This is a genomic window from Luteimonas kalidii, from assembly GCF_029887935.1.
Classification (GTDB): Bacteria; Pseudomonadota; Gammaproteobacteria; order Xanthomonadales; family Xanthomonadaceae; genus Luteimonas; species Luteimonas kalidii.
Map to the genome: position 1 here is coordinate 60,166 of NZ_JARXRO010000001.1, position 15,078 is coordinate 75,243.

General features: G+C 71.2%; 11 protein-coding genes. 3 read left to right on the forward strand and 8 right to left on the reverse strand.

Features of this window, described 5'->3' with window-relative positions:
* Positions 1–2 precede the first annotated feature (2 nt).
* Positions 3–2,237, reverse strand: a complete 2,235-nt coding sequence (locus QFW81_RS00270) for an NADP-dependent isocitrate dehydrogenase (RefSeq protein ID WP_280576542.1) — start codon at positions 2,235–2,237, stop codon at positions 3–5.
* A 297-nt stretch (positions 2,238–2,534) separates the two neighbouring features.
* On the opposite strand from QFW81_RS00270, the gene QFW81_RS00275 reads away from it, so the two are divergent.
* Both QFW81_RS00275 and QFW81_RS00280 read left to right on the forward strand, forming a co-directional pair.
* Positions 2,535–5,333 (forward strand): TonB-dependent receptor, encoded by a 2,799-nt coding sequence (locus QFW81_RS00275; protein ID WP_280576543.1) that lies wholly within the window; start codon positions 2,535–2,537, stop codon positions 5,331–5,333.
* Between the two features lie 28 nt (positions 5,334–5,361).
* Complete coding sequence (locus QFW81_RS00280; protein ID WP_280576544.1) at positions 5,362–7,536, forward strand: metallophosphoesterase; 2,175 nt, start codon at positions 5,362–5,364, stop codon at positions 7,534–7,536.
* 180 nt (positions 7,537–7,716) lie between these two features.
* Here the strand turns inward: QFW81_RS00280 and QFW81_RS00285 are convergent, their stop codons facing one another.
* From QFW81_RS00285 to QFW81_RS00315, 7 genes are all read right to left on the reverse strand, one after another.
* Positions 7,717–8,202: a hypothetical protein gene (locus QFW81_RS00285; RefSeq protein ID WP_280576545.1), complete on the reverse strand. Its 486-nt coding sequence runs from the start codon at positions 8,200–8,202 to the stop codon at positions 7,717–7,719.
* Positions 8,203–8,244: 42 nt separating this feature from the next.
* Positions 8,245–8,622 carry a LysM peptidoglycan-binding domain-containing protein gene (locus QFW81_RS00290; protein WP_280576546.1) on the reverse strand — a complete coding sequence of 126 codons (378 nt, stop codon included), beginning with the start codon at positions 8,620–8,622 and terminating at the stop codon, positions 8,245–8,247.
* Between the two features lie 86 nt (positions 8,623–8,708).
* The gene (gene queF / locus QFW81_RS00295) at positions 8,709–9,527 is read right to left on the reverse strand and encodes an NADPH-dependent 7-cyano-7-deazaguanine reductase QueF (RefSeq protein WP_280576547.1); all 819 of its coding nucleotides are present in this window, start codon (positions 9,525–9,527) and stop codon (positions 8,709–8,711) included.
* A 117-nt stretch (positions 9,528–9,644) separates the two neighbouring features.
* Complete coding sequence (locus tag QFW81_RS00300; RefSeq protein WP_280576548.1) at positions 9,645–10,208, reverse strand: DinB family protein; 564 nt, start codon at positions 10,206–10,208, stop codon at positions 9,645–9,647.
* A gap of 58 nt (positions 10,209–10,266) precedes the next feature.
* Positions 10,267–11,598, reverse strand: a complete 1,332-nt coding sequence (locus tag QFW81_RS00305) for an amidohydrolase (protein ID WP_280576549.1) — start codon at positions 11,596–11,598, stop codon at positions 10,267–10,269.
* A gap of 168 nt (positions 11,599–11,766) precedes the next feature.
* Complete coding sequence (locus QFW81_RS00310) at positions 11,767–13,104, reverse strand: amidohydrolase (protein ID WP_280576550.1); 1,338 nt, start codon at positions 13,102–13,104, stop codon at positions 11,767–11,769.
* A 130-nt stretch (positions 13,105–13,234) separates the two neighbouring features.
* On the reverse strand, positions 13,235–13,885 hold the full coding sequence (locus QFW81_RS00315) for a mechanosensitive ion channel domain-containing protein (RefSeq protein WP_280576552.1): 651 nt from the start codon (positions 13,883–13,885) through the stop codon (positions 13,235–13,237).
* A 225-nt stretch (positions 13,886–14,110) separates the two neighbouring features.
* Between QFW81_RS00315 and QFW81_RS00320 the strand changes: the two genes are divergently transcribed.
* Positions 14,111–15,004: a fructose bisphosphate aldolase gene (locus QFW81_RS00320; RefSeq protein ID WP_280576553.1), complete on the forward strand. Its 894-nt coding sequence runs from the start codon at positions 14,111–14,113 to the stop codon at positions 15,002–15,004.
* Positions 15,005–15,078 lie beyond the last annotated feature (74 nt).

Genomic DNA, 15,078 nt, shown 5'->3' on the forward strand with positions numbered 1-15,078 from the left:
CCTCAGCCCGCGGCCAGCGACGCCAGCGCGTCATTGAACGTCGCGCTGGGACGCATCGCCGCCGTCACCCGCGCCATGTCCGGGCGGTAGTAGCCGGCGATGTCGACCGCCCGGCCCTGCACGCCGGTGAGCTCGGCGACGATCGCCGCCTCGTGTTCCGCCAGCGTCGCCGCCAGCGGCGCGAATCGCGCCTTGAGCGCGGCATCCTCGTCCTGCGCGGCCAGGGCCTGTGCCCAGTACAGCGCCAGGTAGAAGTGGCTGCCGCGGTTGTCGATGGTGCCGAGCTTGCGTCCAGGCGACTTGTCGTTGTCCAGGAAGCGGCCGTTGGCCTCGTCCAGCGCCTTCGCCAGCACCGGGGCCTGCGAGTTGAGCCAGCGCTGGCTGATGTGCTCCAGCGACGCGGCCAGCGCCAGGAACTCGCCCAGCGAATCCCAGCGCAGGTAGTTCTCTTCCAGGAACTGCTGCACGTGCTTGGGCGCGCTGCCGCCGGCGCCGGTCTCGAACAGCCCGCCGCCGGCCATCAGCGGCACGATCGAGAGCATCTTGGCGCTGGTGCCCAGCTCCATGATCGGGAACAGGTCGGTCAGGTAGTCGCGCAGCACGTTGCCGGTGACGCTGATGGTGTCCTCGCCCTTGCGGATGCGTCCGAGCGAGAAGGCCATCGCCTCCATCGGCGGCAGGATGCGGATGTCCAGCGCGGTGGTGGTGTGCTCCTTGAGGTACTGCTCGACCTTGGCGATCACCTGCGCATCGTGCGCGCGCGCCCTGTCCAGCCAGAACACCGCCGGCGTCGCGCTGAGGTGCGCGCGGTCGACGGCGAGCTTGACCCAGTCGCGGATCGGCGCGTCCTTGGTCTGGCACATGCGCCAGATGTCGCCGGCCTCCACCGCGTGCTCGAACACGACCGTGCCCGCCTCGTCGATGACGCGGATGGTGCCGTCGCCCGGCGCCTGGAAGGTCTTGTCGTGGCTGCCGTATTCCTCGGCCTTCTGCGCCATCAGGCCGACGTTGGGCACGCTGCCCATGGTCGCCGGATCGAACGCGCCGTGTGCCTTGCAGTCCTCGATCACGGCCTGGTAGATGCCGGCGTAGCAGCGGTCGGGGATCAACGCCTTGGCGTCCTGCAGCTTGCCCTGCGCATTCCACATGCCGCCGCCGTCGCGGATCATCGCCGGCATCGACGCATCGACGATCACATCGCTGGGCACGTGCAGGTTGGTGATGCCCTTGTCGGAATTCACCATCGCCAGGCCCGGCGCATCGGCGTACACCGCGTCGAGGTCGGCGCGGATCGCGTCCTGCACATCGTCGGGCAGCGCGTCGAGCCGCGCGTACAGGTCGCCGATGCCGTTGGCGGGATCGAACCCGGCCTGCGCCAGCGCATCGGCGTGCTTCGCGAGCGCCGCCTTGTAGAACTCGCCCACCACCACGCCGAACATGATCGGGTCGGAGACCTTCATCATCGTCGCCTTCAGGTGCAGCGAGAACAGCACGCCTTGCGCCTTCGCATCGGCGATCTCGCGCGCGACGAACGCCGCCAGCGCCTGGCGCGACATGCGCGCGGCGTCGACGATCTCGCCGGCCGGCACCTTCACCGCGTCCTTGAGCACTTGCGTGGCGCCGTCGTTGCCGGTGAATTCGATCTTGAGGCTGCCGGCCTGCGCCATCGTGGCCGACTGCTCGCTGCCGTAGAAATCGCCGTCGTCCATGTGCGCCACGTGCGACTTCGAGTCCGGCGACCACGCGCCCATGCGGTGCGGATGCTTACGCGCGTAGGCCTTGACCGACTTCGGAGCGCGGCGGTCGGAGTTGCCCTCGCGCAGCACCGGGTTGACCGCGCTGCCCATCGCCTTGCCGTAGCGGGCGCGCACGTCGCGCGCGGCCTCGTCCTTCGGCTCGTCGGGGTAGTCGGGCAGCGCATGGCCCTGCGACTGCAGCTCCCGGATCGCGGCTTTCAGCTGCGGCACCGAGGCGCTGATGTTGGGCAGCTTGATGATGTTGGCCTCCGGCGTCTTCGCCAGCGCGCCGAGCTCGGCCAGGTCGTCGGCCACGCGCTGGTCGTCGGCCAGCAGGTCGGGGAACTGCGCCAGGATCCGGCCCGCCAGCGAGATGTCGCGCGTCTCCACCGCGATCCCGGCCGCGCCGGCGAACGCCTGCACGATCGGCAACAGCGAGGCGGTGGCCAGGAACGGCGCTTCGTCGGTCAGGGTGTAGAGGATCTTCGGCGTGTCGGACATGGGCATCGGGTTCCTGCGCAGCGGAGGTGGGGCCGTGGCCGCGGGGGCGGCGGGGCAGCGGGCCATTGTCGCGTGTTCGGCGATGGCCGGCAAAACGCGCCGCGCGCGGGCGCATCCGCATGCATCCGCGCATACACGCCATCGGCGCGTGCGTCCACGTGCGTCGCCGCGCGGTCACGCAACTGCGACGTCACATTCACCTCCTAGGCTTGCACGCCTGCGACGTGGCACCGCCGGGCCTGTACAGCACGGGCCGGTTGCCGCTGCGCCATTCATTTCCTTCCCGACGAGACCCGCATGAGCCCGACTCCCCGGCGTGCACGCGCCCACGCGCCCCGACCCACGCCCCTGAACCGCGCGATCCTCGCCCTGCTGGCCGCAGGCGTGGCGTGGATCCCGCTGCAGGCCGCGGCGCAGGACGCCGCGCCCTCCGCCGCTGACGCGACCGAGCTCGACGCGGTGCGCGTGAGCGGCAGCTACAGCCGCAGCCTCGACCAGGCGGTCGACCTCAAGCGCGACAACATCGGCTTCTCCGATTCGATCGTCGCCACCGACGTGGTCGATTTCCCCGAGCAGAACCTGGCCGAGGCGCTGCAGCGCATGCCGGGCGTGACCATCGAGCGCAACAAGGGGCTGGGCACCGCGGTCAACGTGCGCGGACTGCCGTCCGAGTACACCCACGTGTCGATCAACGACCTGGCCACGGCCTCGGGCAGCGGCGGACGCGACGTGGAGTTCGACATCTTCGCCTCCGAGATCATCCAGCAGGTGACGGTGCAGAAGTCGCCCACCGCCGCGTTGGAAGAGGGCGGCATCGCCGGCTCGGTGCAGATCTCGACCGCGCGCCCCTTCGACTACAGCGAACGCAACCTCGTGCTCTCCGCCGAGGGTGCGCACAACTCGATCTCCGGCGAGACCGATCCCAAGCTCTCGTTCCTGGCCAGCGACACCTGGGGCGACTGGGGCGCGCTGGTCTCGCTCTCGACCGCGCGTCGCACCAATCGCACCGACGCGAACTCAGGCATCAACTTCCGCCCCGCCACCCGCTTCCTCTCCGCCTCGGGCGAGCGCGGCGAGCAGGCGCAGGCGGTGCTGGAGCGCGACGCGGGCGTGGTGGTCGCCGACCGCACCGACAGCGACGTGACCGACCGCATCGTGTTCCAGGATAAGGTGGGAGACCGCGTCTACCTCAGCGACCAGGACAAGTGGGGCGCGACCGCCTCGCTCCAGTACCGGCCCGGCAGCCACTTCAGCCTGACCTTCGACGCCATGGTCGGCGCCTACGACACCACGGAGGACGAGTACGACGCCGCCGCCTACTCCGCCTCCAGCCGCAGTACCTTCGACACCATCCACGCCTACGACGCCACCACCCTGTCCGACCACGGGATCGTGGTGCTGCGCGACGTGTCCTACACCGCGACCCAGCATGAGTTCCTGAGCAAGGAGCACATCGCCGAGAACGACTACCGCCAGTACAGCGTGGCCGCGGACTGGCGTGGCGACGCGTGGGAGATCGACGCCCTGGCCGGCTACTCCGGCGCCGAGAAGCGGCTCGACTACGCCAACCTCAAGCACGTTGCCTACGCGCCGTCGCGCACGCGCTGGACGGACACCGGCGGCGAGACCATCCCCAGCGCCGATCCCGACACCATCGACATGTACGACGCGCCGGAACGCTACCTGTTCGAGGCCTACGAGACCACGCTCGAACACATCAGCGACGACAAGTACGCCGCGCAGGTGAACGCGCGCCGCTCGATGGACCTGGCGTTCCTGCCGGCGCTGCACGCGATCCAGTTCGGCGCGCGGTACACCGACAAGTCCAAGGAGCGCGAACGCGGGGTACTGAACATCCACGGCCCGGGGCCGGGCGACACGTCCTGGGCCGGCGTGCGCACCCTGGCCGACAGCGAGCTGCGTGCGATCGGATCGCTGGTGCCCGGCGGTCATTACCGCGCGCGCGAGCTTGACTGGGCCCAGGCCTCCAACGACTACGCGCGGGCCACCTTCCGCTACCCAGGCTTCGCCACGCCGTTCCAGGAAGGCGAGTACTACCGCGTGGACGAGGAGGCCACCAGCGTGTACGCGATGGCCGATTTCGCGTTCGACCTCGGCCCGGTGCCGGTCTCGCTCAACGCCGGCCTGCGCTACGTGGACACCTCGGTGGTCTCGTTCGGCTACCACCCGATCCAGAACCCCGACGGCACGCCCGGCTTCACCGAGGACCCGGTGTCGCAATCGGGCGGCTATTCCAACGTGCTGCCCTCGCTCAACATGACCGCCGAGCTCGCCGATGGCCTGCTCCTGCGGGCCGCGGCCTCCGAGACCCTGATGCGCCCGGCGCTCACCGACCTGGCCTACAAGCGCACCGCCAGCTGGAGCTCGTTCCGCTTCACCGACGGCAATCCGGGCCTGAAGCCCACGCAGGCCGAGCAGTGGGAACTGGGCCTGGAGCAATACTTCGACAACGGCGGCCTGCTGGCGGCCTCGTACTTCCAGAAGACGATCGAGGGCGTGGTGATCAACGCGCTCACCGGCGTGGTGCCGGACGTGGCGGTGTACAACGCCAACGGCACGCTCAACGGCTACTTCGACTTCGACGTGTACCAGCCGGTCAACGCCAGCGGCTCCTACGACGTCGACGGCTTCGAGCTGATCGCGCACCTGCCGCTGGAATCGCTGCACCGCTCGCTCGAGGGCTTCGGCGTCAACGCCAACTACACCTCGCTCAGCAGTTCGCTGGCCGGCGAATCCTCGCTCGGCATCCAGACCCCGATGCCGGGCCTGGCCGAGGAGACCTGGAACCTGACCCTGTACTACGACAACGACCGCTTCGACGCCCGCGTCTCGCACAACCACAAGGGCGACTACGTCGAGAGCCTGGGCTACAACATGTACCCGATCTGGCGCGAGGCCTACGGCCAGACCGACATCTCGATCGGCTACCGCGTGGCGGAAAACATCAAGCTCACGCTCAAGGGCATCAACATCACCGACGAGGCGACCACCGGCTACACCATGGACCCGTCGTTCCCGACCATGTACGAACTGTCGGGCCGGCGGATCAGCCTCGGTGTCCGGGTCGGGTTCTGATCCGGTCGCCTGGCGCCGACACGGCCGCATGATCCCGCGCCTGCGCCGCGTGGCGGCGGCCGGCGCGACTGCGCTGTCGATCGCACTCTCCGGCTGCGCCTTCGCCCAGGGCGCAGCCGTGCGCGCGGACGCACCTGCCTCGGTGACCCCGGCACCGCGGCACGCGCCGCTGCGGATCGCGTTCATGCCCGACGTGCATTTCCACGACGTCTACGGCGACTTCCCGCAGGACGCGTTCCCGGGCCTGACCAATCCGCGCAACGGCCGGCGCGCGACCATCCGCACCCTGCAGGCGCAGCTGACCTCGACCCGGCTGTTCAACGAGAACCAGTTCGCCTTCCTTGCCGCGCTGGACGATGCGGTGGCGCGCGGCGTCACCCACGTCGCCCTGCCCGGGGATTTCTCGGACGACGGGCAGCCGGTGCACCTGCGCGGACTGGTCGCGATCCTCGACCGCTACGCGGCCGAGCACGGACTGGTGTTCCTGGCCGCACCCGGCAACCACGACCCCGTGCGCCCGTTCGACCGTCCCGGCGGCAAGCGCGACTGGCTCGGCCGCGACCCGGACACCGGCGCGGTCGGTCCGCGTTCGGTGTACAGCCGCGGCGGCAACGCCGACTGCAGCGTGCCGTATGCGGGCGGCCACGCGCGCATCGGCGGGAGCCACTGCACCGAGGAAGTCCGCACCCTGGGCCACGCCGGCATCACCGGCCTGCTCGCCGGGCACGGCTTCATGCCCAGGCCCACCGACCGCTACTTCGAGACGCCCTACGGTTCCAGCGACGTCGCCGGATACCGCTTCGGGACCGCGCTGCGCGAGGCCGACTGGTCGCGCCGCCGGCACCGGATCTGCGGCGAAGCCGCAGGTGGCGCAGCGCCAGGTGGCCGCAGGTGGTGCCGCGAGGTTCCAGATGCCACCTATCTGGTCGAGCCGGTCGACGGCGTGTGGCTGGTGGCGCTCGACGCGAACGTGTACGTGCCCGCCGGGCCGGACAGCTTCACCGGTTCGGGCGGCCAGGGCTTCGATGCGATGCGGGTGCACCGTCCGCACGTGATCGCGTGGCTGCGCGACGTGGTGGCCCGCGGTGCGCGTCTGGGCAAGCAGGTAGTGGCCTTCAGCCACTTCCCGATGGGCGAGTACTACAACGGCGCGTCGGACGACATCGCGCGCCTGCTGGGTCCGGAGGCGATGCAGCTGCAGCGGCGACCGTCGCCGGAGACCACCCGCGCGCTGGCCGGTACCGGCCTGCGCCTGCACGTGGGCGGGCACATGCACGTCAACGACCTGGCGCGCCATCCCGCCGGCGACGGCGGCGTGCTGTTCAACGTCCAGGCGCCGTCGCTGGCCGCGTACGTGCCGGGGTACACGCTGATGACGCTGCACGGCAGCGGGCAGGTCGAGCTCGAGGTCGTGCCGCTCATGCAGGTGCCCCGGTTCGACGAACTGTTCGATCTGTACCGCGCGGAGTACGACCAGGCGCCTGCACCGCCGTGGGACCGCACGCTCCTGGACGCGCGCGACTACGGCGAGTTCACCCGTCGCGTGTTCGACCAGCTGGTGCGGCGGCGGCTGCTCGACGACTGGTCCTGCGAACTGCGGGAACTGGTCCGCAGCCCGCTGTCGGGGGCCGACCTGCTGGTGCTGTCGCAGCTGCGCACGCGGACGACGCTCGCCGGACTGACGGCCCTGCCCGGGCAGGGCGGGCTCGCGCCCGCCTTCTTCGACTGCCTGGCCGATGGCCCCGCATCGGCGGGGCCGGTCGACTTCGATGCGGACTGGCGCCGCGCAGAAGCCAGCGCCCGCGCGCTGGCCGCCGAAAGCGGCCAACGCCTGGAGGCGTTCGCGCAGTGGCAGGCGCTGGACCTGGCGACCGACGTGCTGCGCGTGGCCAACGCCGGCGACCTGGCCTTCGCCGACATTCCGGTCGAGCGCGCGTCGCAGTACGCGGTACTCGCGCAGGCCCTGCGCCGGGACGGCGCGGACACCGGCCTGGCGATGGCCGCCGGCCGCGTGCGTGCCGACAACACGCCGGGCGATCTGGTGCGGGCGCGGCTTGGTCCGCTGATGGCGATCCTGCGCACGCTGGCCGCGGGTGCGCCGTCGCGGCATGTGCGGTTGGACCTGGTCCGCGGCGAACTCGTCGACCAGGTGGAGCGCCCCGCGTCGCGACGCGCGTTGCTGGACGACGGCGCCGCTGACTGACACTCCGCGCAGCGCTCCGCGGCGCGATCAGAACACCGGCGCCCTGTGCCGCCTGACACGAGGATCCCCGCCGGAGCGGGGATCGTGAAAAGTCTTGCCGCGTACTGCCCGACACACCGGGCGCGGCAGCGGCCGTCGCGTGGGAGGTCGCGGCGACCGCTGCGTCGCGCCGCAAAACGGCTACTGCACGTCGAACTCGCTGGTGTTGACGACCGCGCCATCGAGCGAGACTTCCAGCCGGTACTTGCCGGTCGGCCAGCCGTCGGGCTTGCTGATGTGGAAGTCGGTCATCTGCGGCCCGGCCGCGATGTCCTTGGTCTCCTCGGCCACCGTCTGGCTGCTGTCGAGGTGGGTCCACTTCGCGGTCAGGCGGCCCGGGCCGGCGCCGTCGGTCGCGACCGAGGCGTGGATCGTGTCGCCGGTGGAGAACGTGCTCATCGGCGTGCCGACGCGGTTGTTGGCGTCGATCGCATTGCCCAGCGTCACCGATCCGACGCTGGCGGGCGCGGCGGCGGGTGGCGCCGGGGCAGGTGCCGGCGCAGGCGTGGTGTCGGCCGGCGTGGTGGCTGGCGGCACCGCGGCGGGCTCTTCCTTGCGGCAGCCGGCCAGGGCGACCGTGCCGAGGGCGGCGACGAGCAGGGCCTGGGAGAGGCGGGTACGGATCATGGACGTGTCCTCGCTGGAATCGGGAGAAGGAAACGGCGCGGCTCAGGCCGCGGCCGGGTCGTCGGGCGTGCCGTCGCCATCGGTGTCGATGGCGGGCAGGGTGATCACCTGGCCGGGATGGATCCGGTCGGGGTTCTCGATCTCGGCGCGATTGGCCTCGTGGATCTGGCGCCAGTACTTGGCCTTGCCGTACACGCGCTGCGCGATCGCCGAGAGCGTGTCGCCCTGCTCGATGGTGTAGCTGCGTGCGCTGCCGGCGGCGGTGCCTGGCACGGTGTCCGCGCCGCTGACCACGTTGGAGAAATCGGGCTTCGCGCCCGCCAGGGGACCGCCGGTGCCGGTGCCGGCGCCGCCTCCGGCCGGACGGGTGTTGGCGCCGCTCTGGACGTTGGAAAAATCGGGCTTCTTGTCGTTGCTCATGCCGGGCGCTCCTCACCAGGGACGGTGCAGCGCGAAAGTGGCACGCGCGGTGTTAAGGACGCATCGCGGCGACGTGGCGATTCCGGTTACTGGCGGGGATCGCGCAGCGCGGGAGGTGCCGCCTCGTCCGGGCTGCCGCGCCAGGGGTTGATGTCGAGCCCGCCGCGGCGGGTGTAGCGCGCCTCCACCGACAAGCCGCGCGGGCGGCAGCGCGCCAGCAGGTCGACGAAGATCTGCTCCACGCACTGCTCGTGGAAGCCGGCATGGTCGCGGTAGGACACCAGGTAGCGCAGCAGTCCGGCGCGATCGATCCGCGGGCCGCGGTAGGCGATGTGCACGCTGGCCCAGTCGGGCTGGCCGGTGACCGGGCAGTTGGACTTGAGCAGGTGGCTGCACAGGGTCTCGTCGGCATCGTCGCCGTTCGCCGCGGCCATCAGCAGGTCCGGCGTGGGCGGGCCGTAGCGGTCGATGTCGATCTCCAGCGCGTCGATGCACGTCGCCGTGGCGTCCGCAGCGGCCAGCGGCGGCAGGCCGAATGCGACCGACACCGGCGCGCCGGCGGCCTGCGAGAGGTCGGCCGCGATCCGTTCGCGCACCGCCTCGGGCGTGTCGAAGCGGGTGGCGTTGAGCGAGTTGAGATAGAGCTTGAGCGACTTCGATTCCACCAGCGACGGCGAGATCGCCGGCACGGACAGGGTCGCGGTGGCGACCACCGGCTTGCCGCGGCCGTCCAGCCACGACAGCTCGTAGGCGTGCCAGCGATCAAAGCCGTTGAACGGCAGCTCGTCGCCCACGCCCAGCGCGGCGCGTGCCGGCGCCCGCGGGATCGGGAACAGCAGGCCCGGGTCGTAGTGCGCCGGATAGGCGACCTCGCGGCCGAGCAGGGACTCTTCGGGACGTGCCATGCGTGCATTCTAGTGGGCACGCCTGCGTGCGTACCCGGAGCGGCCCGATCGCCGCCCGACGCGCGTCAGGCCCTCCTGGCGGCCGCCATGCGCGCCGCGACCTGCGGCCTGCGTCCGCTACCCCTGTGCCGCGGACTTCGGCGCAGCCTCCTGCTGCACGTACACCAGGAAATCGGTGACGCCCGGGTCGACGCCCAGCTGGTGCATCAGCGCGGTGACCTGGCCGCGATGGTGGGCCTGGTGGTTGAACAGGTGCGTGGCCGCGATCCAGGCCGCATGCTCACGCGCCTGGCCGTTCGAGCTGCGGTAGCGCATCGGTGCGGAGAGCAGGCCTTCGTCGAGTTCCTCCGCCCAGCGCGAGATCACCGCGTCGGTGGCCACGCGGCCCCCGCGCAGCGCGGCGAAATCCGCATACAGCACCTGGCGCAGCGAATCGAACCGGCGCACCACGTCGGCATCGGCCAGCGACGCCAGGGTCGGGAACGCGCTCGCGAAGCGGCCGAGCCAGATCCGGTCGGCGAGCAGGATGTGGTTGAGGGTGTCGTGGATCGAACCGAAGAATGCGCCCAGGTCGCGGCGCCGGTCGGCGTCGGGCATGGCCGCCAGGCGCTCGAACAGCGCCCCGTTGAACGCGGTGTTGTAGTGCGCGAACCCGCGCAGCTGCTGCTCGATCAGGCCCATGCGGCTGTCGCCTCCGCGTCGTCGTCCATCCGTTCCGGTGCCGCCACCCGCCGCGGACTCAGCCGTCGGCGCCTTCGAGGTAGTCCAGCGCCACCTGCAGCATCGCCCGGAAGCCGACGTCGAGCGCGCCTTCGTCGAGGTAGAACTCCGGCGAGTGGTTGCTGGCCGCGGTGCGCGGGTCGGTGCCCTTCGGCGTGGCGCCGACGAAGAAGTACAGCCCCGGCACCTCGCGGGCGAAGAACGAGAAGTCCTCGGCGCCGGTGATCAGACCGGGATCGATCACGTTGCCGGCGCCGACCGCGGCTTCCAGGCTCGGCATCAGCCGCGCGGTGAGCGCGGGATCGTTGGCGGTCACCGGATAGTTGTGGTCGATCGGGATGGTCGCCTCGATCGTCGCGCCGTGCGCGGCGGCCACGTGCTCGGACACGTTGCGCAGGTCGGCGAAGATCGCCTCGCGCATGCCGTCGTCGAAGGTGCGGATGGTGCCGATCAGTTCCACCGAGTCGGGAATGATGTTGTGGCGGATGCCGCCCTTGACCGCGCCGAAGGTCACCACGGCCGGCAGCCGGGTGATGTCGGTGCGGCGGCTGACGATGGTCTGCGCGGTGGACACGAGATCCGCGGCGGCGACGATCGGATCGACCCCGTTCCACGGCCGCGAGCCATGCGTCTGCCGGCCCTTGACCGTGATCTCGAAACTGTCCGATGCCGCCATCATCGGACCCGGACGCACCGACACCTGGCCGACGTTGAGCGTCGAGCCGACGTGCAGGCCGAACACCGCGTCGGGCGCGAAGCCGTCGAACACGCCCTGGGCCAGCATCTCCTTCGCGCCGCCCACCTCGCCCTCGGGCACGCCTTCCTCGGCCGGCTGGAACAGGAACATCACCTCGCCCGGGAGCTCATCCTTCATCGCCACCAGCGCCTCGGCCAGGCCCATCAGGATCGCGACGTGCGCATCGTGTCCGCAGGCATGCATCACGCCCACGGTCTCGCCGCGGAAGGTGGTGGTGACCTTCGAGGCGAACGGCACGTCGACCCGTTCGGTCACCGGCAGCGCATCCATGTCGGCGCGCAGCGCGATCCGCGGTCCGGGCCTGCCGCCCTTGAGCACGGCGGTGACGCCGGTGGTGGCGATGCCGGTCGTCGGCTCCAGGCCGAGCGAGCGCAGATGCTCGGCGACCAGCGCGGCGGTGCGCGTCTCGCGGTTGCCCAGTTCCGGGTGCTGGTGGATGTCGCGGCGCCACTCGACCACCTTTGCCTGCACGCGCTGCGCGGCGTCGGCGACCTCGGCGCGCTGTGCGGCCCCGGCGTGGAAAGGCGCGATCGCGGCGAGCAGGCAGCAGGCGAGCAGGGTACGGGACACGGACGGTCTCCTGGCGGCAGTCATGGGGATCTTAAACGCGGACCTCGGCGCGCGTGCGCGCAGCCGGGCCGGGGACGTCGCCGCCAGCGCCGCCGGCATGCCGCCACACCGCCTCGATGTCGTGGCCGTCGGGATCGAGGACGAAGGCGGTGTCGTCGCAGTCTCCGTCGCGGGGCCGGTGCGCCGGCGCGGTCACTCCGCGATCGCCCCGCCATCGAGGAAGTCGACGGTGGCCTGCAGCATCGCGCGTACGCCCAGGTCGAGCGCGCTTTCATCCGGCGCGTACAGCGGCGAATGGTTCATCGGCGCGCTCGCCAGCTCCTGGCCCTGCGGAGTGGTGCCGACGAAGAAGTACAGTCCCGGCACGGTGTTGGCGAACACGGAGAAATCCTCCGCGATGGTGTAGCGCGGCACTTCGACCACGTTGTCCGCGCCGGCCGCGCGCTCCAGCGACGGACGCAGCCGCTGCAGCAGGGCCGGGTCGTTGGCGGTGGCGGGCGCGTTGCCGGCCACTTCCAGTTCGGCGGTGGCGCCGCTGGCCGCGGCGAAATGCTCGGCGGTGTTGCGGAACCGGTCGATCACGTCCTGGCGCACGTCGGCATCGAAGGTGCGCAGGGTGCCGACCATCGTCGCGGTGTCGGGGATGATGTTGAAGCGCGTGCCCGACTGGATCTGGCCCGCGGTCAGCACCACCGGGTGCGCGGTGATGTCGACCTGGCGGGCGACGATCGACTGCGCGCCCAGCAGCACCTGCGCGGCGACGGTGATCGGGTCCACGCCCGCCCACGGCTGCGAGCCATGGGTCTGCCTGCCGGTGACCGTCAGCGTCCACTCGTCGGCGCTGGCCATGAACGGGCCGGCGCGCACGCCGATCTGCCCGGCGTGCAGGCGCGACCACACGTGCAGGCCCAGGACCGCATCGGGCTTGAAGTCGTCCCAGATCCCCTCGTCGAGCATGCGCCTGGCGCCCGCCACCTCGCCCGCCACCGGCGGACCTTCCTCGGCCGGCTGGAACACGAACATCACTTCGCCGGCGAGCTGGTCGCGCATGCCCGCCAGCGCCTCGGCCACGCCCATCAGGATCGCCACGTGCAGGTCGTGGCCGCAGGCGTGCATCACGCCCACCGGCTGGCCGCGGTACTCGCTTTTCACGGTGGAGGCGAACGGCAGGCCCGTGGCTTCGGTGACCGGCAGTGCGTCCATGTCGGCGCGCAGCGCGATCCGCGGGCCGGGGCGCGCACCCTTCAGCACCGCGACCACGCCGGTCGGGCCGATCCCGATGCGCGGTTCCAGCCCCAGCGCGCGCAGGTGGTCGGCCACCACGCCGGCGGTGCGGGTTTCCCGGTTGCCGAGTTCGGGATGCCGGTGCAGGTCCCGGCGCCAGGCGACCACCTTCTGCCGCACGGCCGTGGCCGCGGTGTCGATGCGCGGATCCGTGGCGCCGGTGTCGGCGGCCGGGGCCGTGGTCTGCGCGCAGGCGAGGGCCGGCGCGAGGGCGAGGACGAGCAGGGCGGGTCGGACGCGGATCATGCGGCACCGGTGGCAGGCGTGGACGGCCATCCTAAGCCCATGCGCCGCGTGCGACCGGATCGCATCGTGCGCATCGCGCCGGAACCCGAAGCCTGCGGTTCGCGACGCCGCGATGCCGCGTCGGGCCGCGCTACGGGAAGCTCGCCGCCGCCGCACCGCCGCCACCACCACCGGCGCCGGACGCGGATGAGCCACCGTCGTCGCCGCTGCGCCCGTTCGGCGGCTGCGGCACCGGCTCCCCGCGCCAGCGTCGCGTCGCGCGCTGGAAGAACAGGCTGTTGGGGACGCGCAGCAGGCTCTCGCCGCCGGCCGGATGGGTCTCTTCCAGGGTCACGAAGATCAGGTTCATGTCGACGACGCGCCCGGCGAAGCCCGCGCGCTCGCCGTTCTCCAGCACCTCGATGTGGTCGAGCAGCCGGAACGGCCGCGTGAGCAGCAGCAGCAGCGAGCAGAACACGTTGGTCAGCACGCTCCAGGCGGCGAAGAACGCCACCGCCGCCACCGCGGCGAAACCGGTGAACGCCGTCCACAGCACGCTGCCCGACACGCCGAAGCGTTCCAGCACCAGCAGCAGCGCGGCGAAGCCGATGACGAAACTCGATAGCCGGCGCGCGGTCACCACCACCTGGATCGGCAGGTCGTAGCGGCGATGCACGCGGTTGACCAGCCGCCGCGCCAGCCAGCGCAGCAGCAGTGCGGCCAGCACGATCCCCAGCACGTGCAGCCCGAGGGTGATCTCGGCAAGCCAGGCGTGCAGCCACGGCGGCAGGTGGGCTTTCATCGGTCGGTGGGGACGGGCGTGCGGCGTGCGCGGAGTGCGCATTCTAGGCCGTGCCCCGTTCGCTGGCCGGCCGCCGCGCATCGGCAGGCAAGCGGCGAGTGGCGCAGCACGCATGCGCGGTGCGTGAGGGCATGTTGCACGACAGCAAAGCGCCGCGCATGGATCGGTATCATCGGGGGCCCCGCGCAATGCGCATCCGCCCGCCAGCACAGGAAGCCATCGACCGTGTCCATCCATCCCGAACAGCGCGCCCGCATCGCCTCCGGCCAGGGGTTCATCGCCGCGCTCGACCAGAGCGGCGGCAGCACGCCCAAGGCGCTCAAGCTCTACGGCGTCGACGAGACGGCCTATTCGAACGACCAGGAAATGTTCGCCCAGGTGCACGCGATGCGCAGCCGCATCGTCACCAGCCCGGCGTTCACCGGCGAGCGCGTGCTCGGCGCGATCCTGTTCGAGCGCACGATGGACGACGACTTCGGCGGCAGGAACGCGGTCGCCTACCTGTGGGAAGACAAGGGCGTGGTGCCGTTCCTGAAGATCGACAAGGGGCTGGAGGACGAGGCCGACGGCGTGCAGCGGATGAAGCCGATCCCGGGGCTGGACGCGCTGCTGGCGCGGGCCAAGGCCAAGGGCGTGTTCGGCACCAAGGAGCGCTCGGTGATCAAGCGCAACAACCCGGCAGGCATCGCCGACGTGCTCGACCAGCAGTTCGAACTCGGCCGCCAGGTGCTGGCCGCCGGCCTGGTGCCGATCATCGAGCCGGAGGTCGACATCAACGCGGCCGACAAGGCCGAGATCGAGGTTGCGCTCAAAAAAGGCCTGCTCGAGCGCCTCGACACGATCGATCCGTCGACGCCGGTGATGCTCAAGCTCACGCTGCCGGACGTGGACGGCTTCTTCAGGGAACTGGTGGAGCACCCGTCGGTGCTCAAGGTGGTGGCGCTGTCGGGCGGCTACAGCCGCGACGAGGCCAACGCGAAGCTCGCGCGCAACCCGGGCGTGATCGCCAGCTTCAGCCGCGCGCTGAGCGAGGGCCTGAGCGCGCAGCAGGACGACGACGCCTTCAACCAGGCGCTGGACGCCTCGATCGCATCGATCCACCGCGCGTCGACCGCCTGACCGGCGGACGGCGCCACGGAAAGCCGGCGCCCCGCGCCGGCTTTTTCGTTGCGGCCGCACCGCGGACCACGCGC

What these genes read in the sequence shown, in the direction of transcription:
- QFW81_RS00270 (WP_280576542.1), bottom strand. Translation starts at nt 2,237, where the DNA reads ATGTCCGACACGCCGAAGATCCTCTACACCCTGACCGACGAAGCGCCG.
- QFW81_RS00275 (WP_280576543.1), top strand. Translation starts at nt 2,535, where the DNA reads ATGAGCCCGACTCCCCGGCGTGCACGCGCCCACGCGCCCCGACCCACG.
- QFW81_RS00280 (WP_280576544.1), top strand. Translation starts at nt 5,362, where the DNA reads ATGATCCCGCGCCTGCGCCGCGTGGCGGCGGCCGGCGCGACTGCGCTG.
- QFW81_RS00285 (WP_280576545.1), bottom strand. Translation starts at nt 8,202, where the DNA reads ATGATCCGTACCCGCCTCTCCCAGGCCCTGCTCGTCGCCGCCCTCGGC.
- QFW81_RS00290 (WP_280576546.1), bottom strand. Translation starts at nt 8,622, where the DNA reads ATGAGCAACGACAAGAAGCCCGATTTTTCCAACGTCCAGAGCGGCGCC.
- queF (WP_280576547.1), bottom strand. Translation starts at nt 9,527, where the DNA reads ATGGCACGTCCCGAAGAGTCCCTGCTCGGCCGCGAGGTCGCCTATCCG.
- QFW81_RS00300 (WP_280576548.1), bottom strand. Translation starts at nt 10,208, where the DNA reads ATGGGCCTGATCGAGCAGCAGCTGCGCGGGTTCGCGCACTACAACACC.
- QFW81_RS00305 (WP_280576549.1), bottom strand. Translation starts at nt 11,598, where the DNA reads ATGACTGCCGCCAGGAGACCGTCCGTGTCCCGTACCCTGCTCGCCTGC.
- QFW81_RS00310 (WP_280576550.1), bottom strand. Translation starts at nt 13,104, where the DNA reads ATGATCCGCGTCCGACCCGCCCTGCTCGTCCTCGCCCTCGCGCCGGCC.
- QFW81_RS00315 (WP_280576552.1), bottom strand. Translation starts at nt 13,885, where the DNA reads ATGAAAGCCCACCTGCCGCCGTGGCTGCACGCCTGGCTTGCCGAGATC.